The sequence below is a fragment of the Solidesulfovibrio fructosivorans JJ] genome (assembly GCF_000179555.1).
GTDB lineage: Bacteria > Desulfobacterota > Desulfovibrionia > Desulfovibrionales > Desulfovibrionaceae > Solidesulfovibrio > Solidesulfovibrio fructosivorans.
Genome location: NZ_AECZ01000011.1, coordinates 31,853 through 46,542, shown reverse-complemented (window position 1 = coordinate 46,542; position 14,690 = coordinate 31,853). Strand labels below are relative to the sequence as shown.

The window sequence follows — 14,690 nt, the reverse complement described above, 5'->3', positions numbered from 1 at the left end:
TCCCCCAAGCGACGCGCCCCGCCGCCAAGGAGCCTTCCCATGACGCATCCCGGCCACGACAGCACGCTGCCTCCGGCGCATAAGACGTTTTACGACCGCATTGCCGCGTTCCTCCCGGCGGACCGCATTTTCCTCGGGCCGTTTCACACCCTGGCCCTGGGCGATGACGCCAGCTTCTACCGGCTGGTCCCCAAGATCGTGGTCAAGGCCACGGACGAGGCGGAAGTGGCGCACATTCTGCGCGCCGCCTCGGGCGCCAAGGTGTCCGTCACCTTCCGCACCGCCGGCACCAGCCTGTCCGGACAGGCGCTCACCGACTCGGTGCTGGTCTATCTCGCCGGCAACTTCCGGGGATTGCGCATCCACCCCGGCGCATCCCATGTCAGTATCGAGCCCGGCGTCATCGGGGCCGAGGCCAATTTCCGTCTGGCCCCTTATGGCCGCAAGATCGGCCCGGACCCGGCGTCGATCAATGCCTGCATGATCGGCGGCATCGCGGCCAACAACTCCTCGGGCATGTGTTGCGGCACGGCGGAAAACAGTTACAAGACCGTGGAATCCATGAAGCTCGTCTTTGTGGACGGCACCGCCCTGGACACGGCCGACCCCGTATCCCGGGCGCGTTTCGAGAAGATCCATGCCGGGCTTTTGGCCGAGCTCGCCGCCATCCGCGACGAGATCGCCGCCGATGCCGCGCTTACCGAGCGCATCCGCCGCAAATTCAAGATCAAGAACACGACGGGCTACAGCCTGAACGCCTTTGTGGATTTCACCGAGCCCTTCGATATCCTGCTCCACCTCGTCGTCGGTTCCGAAGGCACGCTGGCCTTTATCAGTGAGGTCACCTACCGCACGGTCGTCGAACATCCCCACAAGGCCTCGTCGCTGATGCTCTACCCGAGTATCGCCGACGCCTGCCGTGCCGCCGCGCTGCTCAAGTCCCTGCCCGTGGCCGCGGCCGAACTTATGGACCGGGCCTCGTTGCGCTCCGTCGAGGACAAGCCGGGCATGCCGTCCTCTCTCAAAGGACTCGACGAAGACGCCGCCGCTGTGCTGGTCGAGGTGCGCGCGGCGGACAAGCCGGGCTTGCTCGCCCAGATCGAGGCCGCTCTGGACCGGGTGTCCGGACTTTCGCCGCTTTTTCCGCTGCTCTTTATGGACAAGAAGGAAGATTACGAAAAGCTCTGGAACATCCGGCGCGGCCTTTTCACCTCGGTCGGCGGCGCGCGCAAACCCGGTTCCGCCGTCATCATCGAGGACGTGGTCTTTCCCATTGACAAGCTGGCCGAGGGCACGGTGGAGGTCCAGCGCCTCATGCGCCACCACGGCTTCGCCGAAGGCATCATTTTCGGCCATGCCCTGGAAGGCAACATCCACTTCGTTTTTTGCCCGGATTTCGGCGATCCGGCCTCCGTCGCCAACTACAAGCACCTGATCGACGATGTCACCAATATGGTCGTCGGCCGCTACGACGGGTCGCTCAAGGGCGAGCACGGCACCGGCCGGAACATGGCCCCGTTTGTGGAGATGGAGTGGGGGGCCACGGCCTATGCGTTCATGAAACGCCTCAAACGCGCCTTCGACCCGGAAAACCTGCTCAACCCGGGCGTGATCCTCACCGATGACCCGCAGGTGCACATGAAGAACCTGAAGCCCTTGCCCAAGGTGAGCCCGTTGATCGACCCCTGCATCGAATGCGGCTACTGCGAGTCCATCTGCCCCTCGCGAAACGTCACCACCACCCCGCGCCAGCGCATCACCCTCCAACGCCACATGGCCCTTGCCGCCGCCAAGGGGGACAAGGCGGACTTCGACCTCTTTCACGAAGACTACCAATATTACGGCAACCAGACCTGCGCCGCCGACGGCTTGTGCGCAACGGTCTGCCCGGTGTCCGTGGATACGGGCGTTTTCACCAAGGACTACCGCCGGCGCGAAGCGACCGAGCGCGGCCGCAGGATCGGGCGATGGGTGGCCGACCATTACGGCCTTGTCACAGCCCTTTCCGCCAAGGGGCTTTGGCTGTCGAACGCCGTGCACCGCCTGCTCGGCACGTCGGCCATGACCGCCATGACCCACGGGCTGCGCAAACTGAGCCGGGGCATGGTCCCTTACTGGACGCCCTACGCGCCCAAGGCCGCGCCCAAGGCGCGTTTTCATCCCACCTGTCATGGCACGGGGCGCAAGGTGGTCTACTTCCCGAGCTGCACCACCCGCTCCATGGGCCCCTCGGCCCTGGACCCCGATCAGCGCGGACTTTTCGAAGCCACCATGTCGATCCTGGCCAAGGCCGGCTACGACGTCGTCTTCCCGGAAGGCATGCGCGAGCTGTGCTGCGGGCTCACGCTCGAGTCCAAGGGCATGCACGGCGAGGCCGGACGCAAATCCAGGGAGCTCGAGGCGGCCTTGCGAAGGGCCAGCAATGACGGCGAAATCCCGATCCTCTGCGACGCCAGCCCCTGCCTCTACACCATGCGCACCCACATGGAGCCGGGGCTCAAGCTGCACGAACCGGTGGAATTTATCACCGACTACTGCCTGCCGTACCTCGACATCACGCCCGTGGCCGAAACCGTGGCCGTCCACGTGTCCTGCTCCTCGGTCAAAATAGGGCTTACGGCCAAGTTCACGGCCCTGGCCGAACGTTGCGCCCGCGAGGTCGTCGTGCCGCGCGACATCCACTGCTGCGGCTTCGCCGGCGACCGGGGCTTTTTCTACCCGGAACTCAACGCTTCCGCTCTGGCCGAGTTGCGCGGCAAGCTGCCGGCCACCACCACGTCGGGGTACAGCAACAGCCGTACCTGCGAGATCGGGTTGTCCTACCACGGCGGCGTACCCTACCAGTCCATCGTTTATTTGGTGGACCGGGCAAGTCGGGCTGGTGGGGAGTAGGGCGAAGAGGCGGAGATGCCTCCGGCGGCCAGGGGGAAACTTTTTGAAAAAAGTTTCCCCCTGGACCCCCTTCAAAAACTTTCAAAGGGGGTGAAGGGCTTCACCCGATGCGGGATGGAGCGTTATTTTCAAGATAGCGGAAGGTGGTCTTCCTGCGCGAGGGAACAGTATTCCCAGGCCATGCCGGCATCCCCGCGCAACCGCCTGTCCTTCCCAAAAGGGCAAGTCCTTTTCCTGGTTCCTTGTTTCAATGGAGAGCATGCTGACTGAGATTACGCAACGTTCATAAAATATTTAGGATCGCCTTTTTAACGATATGCCTTATGGCCATCTCCTCTTGTGGTGTTTTGTTTTCCGAACTCTTGTTTGGTAAAAACAAAATATTACGTAGAGTTAATCCCGTCAGATAGAAGATTTAGGAAGGGGAGAGCGCGAGAGGGGAGAACCCTTTGCAAAAGGGTTTCCCCTCTCGCACGCTTTTTCCTTTTTCCCCTTCACTCCCGCCTCTTGACGCCGTTTGCGACTGGGACAAGAATGCGCGCCGCCCGTTACGGGGCGAGGAGTGACCGTATGCGCCTTCGCGTCCTGATTCTGACTGCCATCCTGATCCTTGTCGCCTTCTGCCACGTCACCGCCGCGTCGGCCGGTACGCCGCCGGCCGAACCCATACTGCGCATCGAAACCGGCATGCACACGGCGCTCATAAAGCGCATCGCCGTGGATGGCCTCGGCCGCTATCTGGCAACCGCCTCGGACGACAAAACCTGCCGCGTCTGGGACATCAAGACCGGCGAACAACTGCGTGTGCTGCGCCCGCCCATCGGCCACGGCTACGAGGGCAGGCTCTACAGCGTGGCCATGAGCCCCGACGGCCGCTACGTCTTTTGCGGCGGCTGGACCGGCTATGGCTGGGACAAGACCCACAGCATCTATATTTTCGAGCGCGAGACCGGCCGCATGGTCAAGCGCCTGACCGGCCTGCCGAGCGTGATCAACCACCTGGCCGTATCCCACGACGGCGCATACCTGGCCGCGGTCATGGGCGAGGAGGGCGTGCGCGTCTGGCGGCTGTCCGACCTGTCCCTGGTCGGCGGGGACAAGGCTTACGGCGGCGAGTCCTACGGCGCGGCCTTCGACGGCAAGGGCCATCTGGCCACCACCTGCTACGACGGGGCCATCCGCCTGTACAAAGTGACGGACACGAGTCTGTCGCTCGTGGCCAAGACCAGGACCCAGGGCGGTTCGCGTCCCTTTTCCCTGGCTTTTTCCCCGGACGGGACCCAGCTCGCCGTGGGCTTTACCGATACCGCCGCCGTCACGGTGCTGGACGCCGAGACGCTGAATCTTCTTGGCGCGCCGAACCTGACCGGCGTGGACAACGGCAACCTCGCCTCAGTGGCTTTTGCCGCCGACGGTTCGCTTTTGGCCGCCGGGCGCTGGGTGACGGATCGGGGCTGCCCGGTGCGTCGCTTCAAGCCCGCCGATTTCGTGGCCTACCAGGACTTGGACACGGGCAAGGCCGCCGTGGTGACCATCTGCCCGCTGCCCGACGGCGGGCTGGCCTATGGCACCGTGGCCCCGCGCTGGGGCGTGTTGCGGCCGGATGGCTCCTTCGGCATGACCCGGTCCCCGGCCATCCGCGACTATCGCGCCTCGGCCCGCCGCTTCTACCTTGACCGTACCGGCGAAACCGTGGCCTACGACGCCACGCCCCAAAAGGGCCTGTACCGTTTCGCCCTGCCCGGGCGCGACCTGCGCCAGATCGACGCGCCCACGCCCGGCATGACCGCGCCCCGCACCCAGGCCCCGGGCCTCGTGGTCACGGGCTGGGAGGGTGGCCGCACGCCGCAGCTGAATGGCAAGCCGCTTGCGCTCAAGGAATTCGAGACGGCCTATTCCCTGGCCATCGCCCCGGACGGCCGGCGGCTCATCCTCGGCACGGCCTGGAACGTGCGGGCCTACGGCGCGGACGGCCGGCCTTTGTGGCAGACCCCGGCCCCGGACACCGTCTGGGCCGTCAACGTCAGCGGCGACGGCCGTGTGGTGGCGGCGGCCATGGGCGACGGCTCCATCCGCTGGTATCGCATGGAGGACGGTCGCGAGATTCTGTCCTATTTCCCCAATGCCGACGGCCGGCGCTGGGTGCTTTGGACGCCGTCCGGGTACTACGACGCCTCCTCCGGCGGCGAGGACATGATCGGCTGGAACGTCAACAACGGCCCGGACCGCGCCGCCGACTTCTTTCCGGCTTCCCGTTTTCGCGACGCCTTTCACCGCCCGGATGTAGTCGATCTGGCCCTTCGCACCCTGGACGAGGACCGGGCCCTGGCCGCCGCCAACGCGGCCCGGGGCGGCGATGTCCGTTCGCCCTCGGTGCTGACCGCCCGGCCGCCGGTGGTGGAGATCCTGTCGCCTTCCGCCGGTTCTGCCTTCAGCACCCCGGATGCGACGGTCAAATTCGCCGTGCGCAGCCCCGGCGGCGAGGATGTCACGGACGTGCGCGTTCTGGTCGACGGCGCGCGCGTGGTCGAGGACCATCCGTCCGTGGCCGGACGCGGTTTCGAGCCGAGCGTGTTGCAGTCCAAGGTGACGCTGCCCCGGCGCGACGTGGTGCTCTCCGTTATCGCCGACAACAAGAACGGTCCTTCGGCCCCGGCCACGGTGCGTCTCAAGTGGGCCGGCAAGACGGCGGCTCCGGCGGCTCCGGCGGCCAAGCTCTACGTCCTGGCCATTGGCGTGGGGGCCTATGACGACAAATCCCTGGCCCTGCAATTCCCGGCCAAGGACGCCCGGGATTTCGCCGCCGCCATGGCCCTGCAGAAAGGCCGGCTCTACGGCGACGTGGTCACCCGCGTGCTCACCGACGGCTCGGCCACCAAGGACGGCATCCTCAATGGCCTGGATTGGATCGAGCGTCAGACCACTCAGCACGACGTGGCCATGATCTTCCTGGCCGGCCACGGCGTGGACGACAAGAACGGCGATTACTACTTCCTGCCGGCCACGGTGGACCTGGAAAAGCTGCGCGCTTCCGGGCTGCCGTTCATGGAGATCCAAAAGACCATCCGCAACATCGCCGGCAAGACGCTTTTCTTTGTCGATACCTGCCACAGCGGGTCCGTCATGGGGCAGACCAAGCGGCGCGGTATGGGCGACATAAACGGCGTGATCAACGAACTGGCCAGCGCCGGCAACGGCGCGGTGGTCTTCGCCGCCTCCACCGGCCGCCAGTACTCCCTGGAAAATCCGGCCTGGCAAAACGGCGCCTTCACCAAGGCCCTGGTCGAAGGGGTGATGGGCAAGGCCGATATCCGCCACACCGGCCGGGTGACGTTCAAGATGCTCGACCTCTACATCTCCGAGCGCGTTAAGGAACTCACCCACGGCGAACAGACCCCGACCACCGGCGTCCCGGGCACGGTCGAGGACTTCCCCATCGCCGCCGATTAGCGCGTCAAGGCGGTTGGAAAAGGCGGAATGCGAGAGGGGAAACCCTTTGAAAAGGGTTCTCCCCTCTCGCGCTCTCCCTTTCCTAAACCTTTTGACGGGGTTGGGTTGGCCGTTGGGAAAAGAGGGTGCGGGCGGTTGCGGCCGTGTCGGGGAAATCCGAAAAGACGCCGTCCACGCCCAAGGCGAAGAAGTGGCGGTATTCCGCTGAGGGGGCGTTGTGATAGGCCGGGGCCAGATAGCGCTCTTCGTTGCGAAAGGTGTAGGGATGGACGAGGAGCCCCGCCGCATGGGCGTCGGCGATAAGCGCCGTTGGCGCGCCGAGGCTCTTGTCGCTCTCTTCCGGGACGATGAGCCGCTTCCAGGGCCCGATGCCCCGGGCGAAGGCGGCGATGGCGGCAAGCGCCGCCGGGGTGGCCAGGTCGCCGAAGGTGCGCGGGTCGCCGGCCAGCGTGAAATCGTATGGCCGAGCCTCCGACGCGCCGAGCAGGAAGATGAGCGGCATCTCTGTCATGCGGCGCAGATCCTTGAGGTTCGCCATTTCAAAGGATTGGATGAAAACCGGCGCGTCCGGGCCGCTGTAGCCATTTTGATCGAGAATCTCCACCAGCCGACCTTCCAGGGGAAGGCCTATGGACCGAAAATAGGACGGGTGCTTGGTTTCGGGATAGAGGCCGATGCCCCGCCCGGTTTCCCGTTCCTTTTGCCGGACCAGGGCGATGATTTCCTCGAAGGTGGGCACGGGAAAAATGCCGTTTCGGCTCTGGTCACGAAAGGGCAGGCGTTCTTTGGCCCGCAGGGTCCGCACTTCGGCCAGGGTCAGGTCCTCGGCGAAAAAGCCTTCGACCGTCTTGCCGTCGATGACCTTGCGGGTTTTGCGGTCCGGGAACTTGGCGGCAACGTCGGTGGTGCCGCCGATCTCGTTTTCGTGACGGGCGATGAGCGCGCCGTCCCTGGTGGCCACGAGGTCGGGCTCGACGAAGTCCGCGCCAAGCTCGATGGCCAGGGCATAGGAGGCCAGGGTGTGTTCGGGGAGGTGCCCGCAGGCGCCGCGATGACCGATGATGATCGGTTTGGGAAAGTCCATGACGGTTTTCCTGGCACGGCGGCCGGATGAGGGCAAGGGGAGGGAGGTTTCACGCGCCGCGTCCCGCCGCGTGGGGTGGACGCATGATTTTTGCCATGTCAGGGTGCTGCCATGGAAGTCGGGCGGTCGCCCGCAAGGCCCGCGGGGGGAATTCGCCGCACGATCGGAAATACGGCCTGTCCGGTTAAGGGAGGGCAAAAGCTTCAAGGGAGGCGTCGTCATGCCTCATATGTTCGCCAATCGGATCAGGTTGTACGACTTGACCAAGGACAAGGCCGATCTTCAGGCGCAATTCCGCTGGGAAACCTTCAATGCCGTTCTCTACAAGCTGGGCGGGCTGGTGTTCATTGCCGGCAGCATACTGTTTTTTCCAAGGTTCGAAGCGTATCAGGACATCGGGGCCTGGATATTTTTTGCCGGCTCCCTGCTGTATCTCGTCGTCACGCTCCACGACATCATCGAGGTGCGACGTCATTGGCATCAGGCCGGAGAGCATTATATCCTCGATGTGTTCGAATGGGTGGCCGCTTCCAGTTATTTGTGGGGAACGATTCTTTTTACGGTCGGCAGCATCCTTTTCCTCTCCTTTGTCGGGCTGCCCAAGGCAGGGGCCTGGTGCTTCGTTATCGGCAGTCTGCTTTTCGTCGTTGGCGCGTGCATCAACGTATTGCGGATTGTTTCCTCGAAAAACCTGATCACGCTGCAACTGATGAATCTCACGGCCGTGAGCTTCGTGATTGGCTCCGTGCTTTTTACGGTGGCCTCGATACCCTATTTATGGAATTTCAACACCGCGCACGACAAGGAAATACTGTTTTCCTTCCTTGCCTGGCAGTATCTCGTGGGAAGCACGTTTTTCTTGTTGGGCGGGATTTTCAACTACTGGCGCGCGTATGTCCTGTTGCGACAGGCCATGCGCCATCGCGGCGATGCGGCCGCAAACGGCGAGCGGGCGGGCGCATGTCCGGCAACGCCCGGCGGCAATGTTTGAAGAGGGTCCAGAGAGAAACTTTCGGAAAAGTTTCTCTCTGGTCGCCGGAGGCTTCCCTCTCAACGCGATTCGTCGCTTATTACTCTTCGGTTTCCGTGGCCGGCTCCGCGCCTTCGGGGGCCGGTTCGGGGGCGATATGGTCGCTCCAGTAGATCAGGCGCTGGCAGTTGGGGCAGCTGAGGATCTGGATGCCCTTTTGCAGTTCGATGAAGGACTGCGGCGGGATGGAGATGTGGCAGCCGGAGCAGATGCCGGCCTCGACCGGAACGATGACCGGGTTTTTGAGGCGCGACCGGATGAACTCGTAGCGCTGCAAAATGGGCTTGGGCACGGCCGTGCCGGCCTCGGTGCGACGCTTGTCGAGCTCGTCGAGCCGGGCCTGGGCCACGGCCATGCGCTCGTCCAGGCTCTGACGGGCGGCCTTGAGTTCCGTGTCCAACTCCGCGATGCGCTCTTCGACGGATTTGAGCTCCAGTCCCTGGCGGGCCAGTTCCTCGGCCACGGTGACTTTTTCCTCTTCCCGGCCGCGGTTCTGCTTTTCCAGGTTGTCCATCTCACGCATCATGGCGTGATATTCCTTGGTGTTGCCCACCATCATCATCTTGCTTTTGCTTTTTTTCAGGCGCACGGAGTCGGTTTCGATCTCCGTCTCCAGCCGTTTTTGCTGGTCGCCCAAGTACTTGAGCTTGTCGCGGATGACGGCGGCGCTGTCGTCGACTTCCTGGCGGCGTTTTTCCAGTTCGGCAATCTGCAAAGGCGCCTTGTTGAGTTCCTCCTGGAGGAGGACGATCTCGTCGTCCACTTTCTGCAAGACCACCAGTTGTTCGATCTGTTTCAAGTACATGAGGTTCTCCGAGTGGTTATTCGGTCCGGGAGGGCTTGGCCGCATCCGGGACATGCGCTGAAAAAGGGTCCTTTCCGGAAAAAAAACGGACGGTCGGACCGGTCTCGCCCAGGGTCGCGGCCAGATCGTCGGCGAAGCGGCGCATCATGACCTCCTCCAGGGAGAAGTGGCCGACGTCGATGACGCATTTCCCCGGCGGCACGGATTGGGCCTGATGGTATTTGAGGTCGCCGGTGAGATACGCGTCGGCGCCCGCGGCGAAAGCCCGCGGGGCCATGTCCGCGCCCGATCCCGGGCAATAGGCCAGGGTGGCGATGGTCGGGGGCGGATCGCCGGCGACGATGAAAAAGCGCCGGGGCAAGAGTTTGGCCAGACGCGTTTCCAGTTCGGAAAGCGTCAGCGGAACGGACAGTTTCCCGATCAGCCCGTACCCATAGGGTACGGCCGGTTCGGCCAGGGCGATCAGGGAGACGAGGGTGGCCTGGGGACAGGCCGTGGCCAGGGTTTCTTCCACGCGACCGCGCTCCCGGGTCGGGAAAACCGCTTCCACTTGTCCGACGCAGGGATGGGCCGTGACGCCGGGGAGGGCGGAAAGGGCATGGGCGACGTCTTTGCCGGGCGCGGCGCGCCAGCGGGCCTGCCAGTGCGGTTCGGTCCCGGCCGGCTCCAGGATGCGGCGGCCGGTCAGGGCGAGGGCGTCGGCCAGCCAGGCCGGCGGGCCGTCGACGGCCGTGTCCAGGGAGGTGTGGGCGGCGTAAAGCCAGGCCCCGGCCCCGAGCGTCAGGGCGAGCATCCGGTGGTAATCATCCACACGGTCGGGCAGGCGCGGGGAAAGGGTCAGGGGATGGTGGGTGAGGATGCACTGCGCGCCCCAGGCGAGCGCCTGTCTGATCATGGAGGGCGTCGGGTCCAGGGCAACGGCCAGTTTGTCGCACTCGTCCAGGGTCCCGGCGATCTGCACGCCGGAGCGGTCCCAACTGGCGGCGCGGGCCGGGACGGCCGTGCGCTCGATGACGCCGATCACATCGCTAACGAGCATGGCGCATGAAAAAAGGCGCTTTTGGTCCGTGGGACTGGCAAAAGCGCCTTTGTCGCGTCATCCGTGTCGCCGCGACGGCGGGGAAAGCGTTTTCGGGAAGCTTCGCTGGGGTAGCCATGTATCCTTCGTGGTGGGCCTACCAGGATTCGAACCTGGGACCTGCCGGTTATGAGCCGGTGGCTCTACCAACTGAGCTATAGGCCCATGCCGCATTGTGAACTCACATTTATACATTCATGCGCAAGAGCCTGTCAAGGATTGTTTTGTCCCTGAGCGGCCCCCGGCCACGACGGTTCCCGGCCCGCCGGCGCGACGCCAGCCCAGGTCAGGCCTGGCCGGCGCGTTCCTTGATATGGGCGATAGCCGCCCGCCCGGCCTTGGCCCCTTCGCCCACGGCCACGCTGATCTGCATGAAATGCCCCACGCAGTCCCCGGCGGCGAATACCCCGGGGATGTTGGTTTTTTGTTCGTGGTCCGCCTCCAGGAAGGCCCCACGGGAGGCAACGCCCAGCGTCTTGGCGAAATCCAGGGCCGAGGCCTGCCCCATGGCCACAAACAGGCCGTCGGCCGCGATCTCCCGGCCGTTCTCCAGCACGGCGGCGGTCATGGCCGGCTCGCCGGCAAGGTGTACGATTTTGTCGGTGGTCACGGCGATGCCGGCGGCTTCCAGCTTGGCTGCGAATCCATCGCCCATCGCCGGCTCCTTGCCCTGGGTATGGACAGTGACGTCCTTGGTGAAGTTGGTCAGTTCCAAAGCCTGGTTGGCGGCATAGTTGCCTTCGCCGACCACGAGCACCTTGCGGCCCCGGTAGAAAAAGCCGTCGCAACTGACGCAATACGAGACGCCCTTGCCTTCGTAGTCGGCGATGTTGTCGATGCCCGGGCGCACCCTGGTCACGCCGGCGGCGATGACCACGGCCTGGGTCTCGTATTCGCCTTTGTCGGTCTTGGCCACGAACGCGCCGTCATCGGTCATGTGGACGGACAGGACGCGTTCGCAGATCACGCGCGCGCCGAAGCGCTGGGCCTGGCGTACCCCGCGCTCGATCAGTGCGCGTCCGGTAATGGTTTCGGGAAAGCCGAAGTAATTGTCGATATCATAGTCGCCAGCGATTTTCGGTTCGCAGCCGGCGACGACGGTGTCCATGCCGGCCCGGGCCGTGTAGATGGCGGCGGAGAGTCCGGCGGGGCCCGCGCCGATGATCAGGCACTGAATGCGGTTCATGAGCGTACCTCCCAAAGCGTGAAGCGGGTCTTCCAAGCGACCCGGTGTAACTGCACGATAACCTTAAAACGTCGGGGCGGACAAGATGTCGGGAATCGGGCGCGAAACCGGCGAATCGGCTGTTGCCGTTGTCATCCCCACGGAGCTGGGCTAGGGTCCGTCTCGCGGCGTACCCGTGCAACGTTATCGAGCGATACGGCGCTATTTTTTTTGAGAAATATAATTATGTTAGGGTATTGTTCTCGAGAGTTATAAGCACGGATTTCGAGAACGCAACACCTGGCGCGCCGCAACGGGAGGTTTTGGGCATGGGACACCGTGACGCCGACGGTCCGGACAAGGCCCCGCACGGACTCGGACCGTTGTATGTCAAGGCGCCGGTCATGCTGCACTCCGTCGATGCGACCGGATGCCTGCTTGCCGTCAACGACAGGTGGCTGGAGAACCTGGGCTATGCGCGCGAAGATGTCCTCGGGCGTTTTCTGGGGGATTTTTTTACCGAGGCGTCCAAAGTCGAATATATGCGCAATCTCGCATGCTTCGTGCGCGAGGGCCGGATTTCGGAATTGCCCTATACCATGCTGTCCAAGGACGGCAGGCCCATCGACATCCTGCTGTCTTCCGTGGGCGAATACGATGGGCACGGGCGGTTCGTGAGGTCCCTGGCGGCGATCGAGGACATCACCATGCGGCGCCAGGCCGAGCAGGCCTTGGCCGCGAGCGAGGAGCTCTTCCGCATGGCTTTCGAGAGCGCCAACGAAGGCCTTTGCATTCTTTCGCCCGAGGGCAGGTTTTTACGGGCCAACGAGGCCCTGTGCGAGTTTCTGGGCTATCCGGCCGAGGAACTGGCCACCATGACGGCTTTCGAACTGACGCATCCGGACGATCGCGTCAGCAGCGCGCGCCTCGTGGCCAGGGCCGTTTCCGGTGAAGTGGAGCATTTTCGTTTCGAGAAACGGTATTTCCACGCCTCGGGCCGCGTGATCTGGGGACGCGTTTCGGCCCGCCTGGTGCGCGACGCCGCCGGCTCGCCGCGCTACATCATTTCCCATATCCTGGACGTGACCGAATCCCGGCGCAACGCCGGGAAGATCGCCCTGCACACCAAAACCCTCGAAGTCCTGCTGCGCCTTGGCCGCATGCGCGAAGCCGGATTGTCCCAGCTTGGGACCTATGCGCTGTCCCAGGCCGTGGCTCTGACCGGCAGCGCCGACGGGCTGATCGCCCTTTTCGAGCCGGCGCGGGAGACGTTTCGACTGCTGGCGGCCCATCCCGGCGCATTGTCAGCCTTCGGCATGCCGCCGGGAGCCCAGTCCTTCGACGCGCGCCGCATCGAACCGTTTTCCACCGCCTGGCTGTCGCAGCAGCCCGTGATATCCAACACGCCGCCGACGGTGCCGGAAGCCCAGAGCCTGCCCTGGCGTTCCCTGGTCGTGCCGGTGGAGGGCGAGGGCGAAAACAGGCTGCTCATCGTGGTCATCGACAAGGACGAACCGTACGACGACGCCGACGTGCATCGCCTGATCCTGCTTGGCGAGGGGGTGCTCGGGCACGTCAAGGACCGGGCCCGGGAGCGCGACCTGGAGCGGGCCAGGAAGCAGGCCGAGGCCGCCAGCCGGGCGAAAAGCGGCTTTCTGGCCAACATGAGCCACGAGATCCGCACGCCTTTGTCGGGCATCATCGGCCTGACCCAGATGACGCTGAGCCAAACACCCCGGCCCGAGGTGCGCGAACACCTGGAGCTCATTCTCGACTCCTCGCGGTCCTTGCTCGCCATCGTCAACGACATCCTGGATTTCTCCAAGATCGAAGCCGGCAAGATGGAATTTTCGCCGGTGGATTTCGACCTGCGCGAGATCCTCGACCGGACCATGAAGCCGTTCCATTTCTCGTCGCGGCAAAAGGGGCTGCGCCTCTCTTTGCGCATCGCCCAGGAATTGCCGGACATCCTGCACGGCGATCCCGACCGGATCATGCAGGTGGTGCGCAACCTCGTCGGCAATGCGCTCAAGTTCACGGACAAGGGCGAAGTGGCGGTGGAATTCCGGTTGTTGCGGCCCGGGGACCCCATGCTGGTCGAGTGTTCGGTTCGCGACACCGGCATCGGCATCCCGGAGGAGCGGCTGCCCGAACTTTTCCAGGTTTTTTCGCAGCTGGAGTCGTCGCGGACCAAGCGCTACGGCGGCACGGGACTGGGACTCGCCATCAGCCGGCGGCTGGTGGAGATGATGGGCGGCACCATCGGGGTGCGCAGCCGTCCGGGGCAGGGAAGTGTTTTTTCCTTCACCGTTTCCCTGCGGCCGGCCCAGGAAGAATGCTCCGAGGCAGGTGGATCGCGGTCCGAAGCTCCAAGCGGCGGCTTTGCCGGACTGACGGTGCTTCTGGCCGAGGACAACCAGGTCAACCGGCTTTTTCTCAAGCATTTCTTGAGTGAAGCTGGTTGCGAGGTGCGGCTTGCCGGGTCGGGCGGGGAGGCGCTGGCCCAGTTGCAAAACGGTCCGGTCGATCTGGTGCTCATGGATATTCAGATGCCGGAGATGGACGGCACCGAGGCCACGAAGCGCATCCGGGCCGGGGAGGCGGGGGAGGCGAACAAGGGGCTGCCGGTGGTGGCGCTCACCGCCTACAGCATGAAAGGGGATCGGGAGCGGTTTCTTTCGGCCGGGCTCGACGATTACGTGTCCAAGCCGGTGGATGTGGACGAACTCTTTATGGTCATGCGTCGGGTGCTGGACCGGCGGGGGGGATTGCCAGCCCAACTCGTCGTCTCGGACTCGCCCATGGACATGGCCTACTACGAGGAGCGGGGCAAAAGCGCTTTTGCCCGGGAAATCTGCCGCATGTTTCTCGACGAGAGCCCGCGCACGGAGGAGTCGCTAGCCGTGGCGATCCGGACCGGGGATTGGCAGCGGGCCGCGGAGGCCGCCCACACCCTGCTCGGCATGTCCGTGCCCCTGCGGGCCGGCGGGCTGGTCGACCGGGCCCGGCGGTTGCAGGAAGCGAGCCTGGCCGGCAATGCCGCCGGCTGCCGCGAGGCCGGACAGCGCGTCATCGAGGAACTGGAAAAGGTGCGCGCCGCCATCCGTGACATGTTGCAGTGACGCCGCTTTTGGTCCCGAGGGAAGCGTCCTTTCTTATGAAGACGTTCCCCCTTTTGCCCAACGA

At 64.3% G+C, this 14,690-nt stretch carries 8 protein-coding genes and 1 tRNA gene; 4 read left to right on the top strand and 5 right to left on the bottom strand.

What is annotated here, in order from left to right:
- The first annotated feature begins 39 nt into the window (after positions 1 to 39).
- Both DESFRDRAFT_RS09545 and DESFRDRAFT_RS09540 read left to right on the top strand, forming a co-directional pair.
- Complete coding sequence (locus DESFRDRAFT_RS09545) at positions 40 to 2,892, top strand: FAD-binding and (Fe-S)-binding domain-containing protein (protein ID WP_005993384.1); 2,853 nt, start codon at positions 40 to 42, stop codon at positions 2,890 to 2,892.
- Between the two features lie 570 nt (positions 2,893 to 3,462).
- On the top strand, positions 3,463 to 6,342 hold the full coding sequence (locus DESFRDRAFT_RS09540) for a caspase family protein (protein ID WP_005993382.1): 2,880 nt from the start codon (positions 3,463 to 3,465) through the stop codon (positions 6,340 to 6,342).
- Between the two features lie 82 nt (positions 6,343 to 6,424).
- Here the strand turns inward: DESFRDRAFT_RS09540 and DESFRDRAFT_RS09535 are convergent, their stop codons facing one another.
- Complete coding sequence (locus DESFRDRAFT_RS09535; RefSeq protein WP_005993379.1) at positions 6,425 to 7,426, bottom strand: glycerophosphodiester phosphodiesterase; 1,002 nt, start codon at positions 7,424 to 7,426, stop codon at positions 6,425 to 6,427.
- Here DESFRDRAFT_RS09535 and DESFRDRAFT_RS09530 point away from each other — a divergent pair.
- Positions 7,425 to 8,417: a YrhK family protein gene (locus DESFRDRAFT_RS09530; protein ID WP_199533114.1), complete on the top strand. Its 993-nt coding sequence runs from the start codon at positions 7,425 to 7,427 to the stop codon at positions 8,415 to 8,417. The genes DESFRDRAFT_RS09535 and DESFRDRAFT_RS09530 overlap by 2 nt on opposite strands.
- 79 nt (positions 8,418 to 8,496) lie before the next feature.
- Here the strand turns inward: DESFRDRAFT_RS09530 and DESFRDRAFT_RS09525 are convergent, their stop codons facing one another.
- The 4 genes from DESFRDRAFT_RS09525 to DESFRDRAFT_RS09510 form a co-directional block, all read right to left on the bottom strand.
- A complete protein-coding gene (locus tag DESFRDRAFT_RS09525; protein WP_005993377.1) occupies positions 8,497 to 9,261 on the bottom strand; it encodes a zinc ribbon domain-containing protein in 765 nt (254 codons plus the stop codon).
- 16 nt (positions 9,262 to 9,277) lie between these two features.
- Positions 9,278 to 10,300 (bottom strand): Nif3-like dinuclear metal center hexameric protein, encoded by a 1,023-nt coding sequence (locus tag DESFRDRAFT_RS09520; protein ID WP_005993375.1) that lies wholly within the window; start codon positions 10,298 to 10,300, stop codon positions 9,278 to 9,280.
- A 128-nt stretch (positions 10,301 to 10,428) separates the two neighbouring features.
- Positions 10,429 to 10,504, bottom strand: a tRNA-Ile gene (locus DESFRDRAFT_RS09515).
- Between the two features lie 121 nt (positions 10,505 to 10,625).
- Positions 10,626 to 11,525 (bottom strand): NAD(P)/FAD-dependent oxidoreductase, encoded by a 900-nt coding sequence (locus DESFRDRAFT_RS09510; protein ID WP_005993373.1) that lies wholly within the window; start codon positions 11,523 to 11,525, stop codon positions 10,626 to 10,628.
- Between the two features lie 308 nt (positions 11,526 to 11,833).
- Here DESFRDRAFT_RS09510 and DESFRDRAFT_RS09505 point away from each other — a divergent pair, with 308 nt between their 5' ends.
- The gene (locus DESFRDRAFT_RS09505; protein ID WP_005993370.1) at positions 11,834 to 14,626 is read left to right on the top strand and encodes a PAS domain S-box protein; all 2,793 of its coding nucleotides are present in this window, start codon (positions 11,834 to 11,836) and stop codon (positions 14,624 to 14,626) included.
- Positions 14,627 to 14,690 lie beyond the last annotated feature (64 nt).

What these genes read in the sequence shown, in the direction of transcription:
- DESFRDRAFT_RS09545 (WP_005993384.1), top strand. Translation starts at nt 40, where the DNA reads ATGACGCATCCCGGCCACGACAGCACGCTGCCTCCGGCGCATAAGACG.
- DESFRDRAFT_RS09540 (WP_005993382.1), top strand. Translation starts at nt 3,463, where the DNA reads ATGCGCCTTCGCGTCCTGATTCTGACTGCCATCCTGATCCTTGTCGCC.
- DESFRDRAFT_RS09530 (WP_199533114.1), top strand. Translation starts at nt 7,425, where the DNA reads ATGACGGTTTTCCTGGCACGGCGGCCGGATGAGGGCAAGGGGAGGGAG.
- DESFRDRAFT_RS09535 (WP_005993379.1), bottom strand. Translation starts at nt 7,426, where the DNA reads ATGGACTTTCCCAAACCGATCATCATCGGTCATCGCGGCGCCTGCGGG.
- DESFRDRAFT_RS09525 (WP_005993377.1), bottom strand. Translation starts at nt 9,261, where the DNA reads ATGTACTTGAAACAGATCGAACAACTGGTGGTCTTGCAGAAAGTGGAC.
- DESFRDRAFT_RS09520 (WP_005993375.1), bottom strand. Translation starts at nt 10,300, where the DNA reads ATGCTCGTTAGCGATGTGATCGGCGTCATCGAGCGCACGGCCGTCCCG.
- DESFRDRAFT_RS09510 (WP_005993373.1), bottom strand. Translation starts at nt 11,525, where the DNA reads ATGAACCGCATTCAGTGCCTGATCATCGGCGCGGGCCCCGCCGGACTC.
- DESFRDRAFT_RS09505 (WP_005993370.1), top strand. Translation starts at nt 11,834, where the DNA reads ATGGGACACCGTGACGCCGACGGTCCGGACAAGGCCCCGCACGGACTC.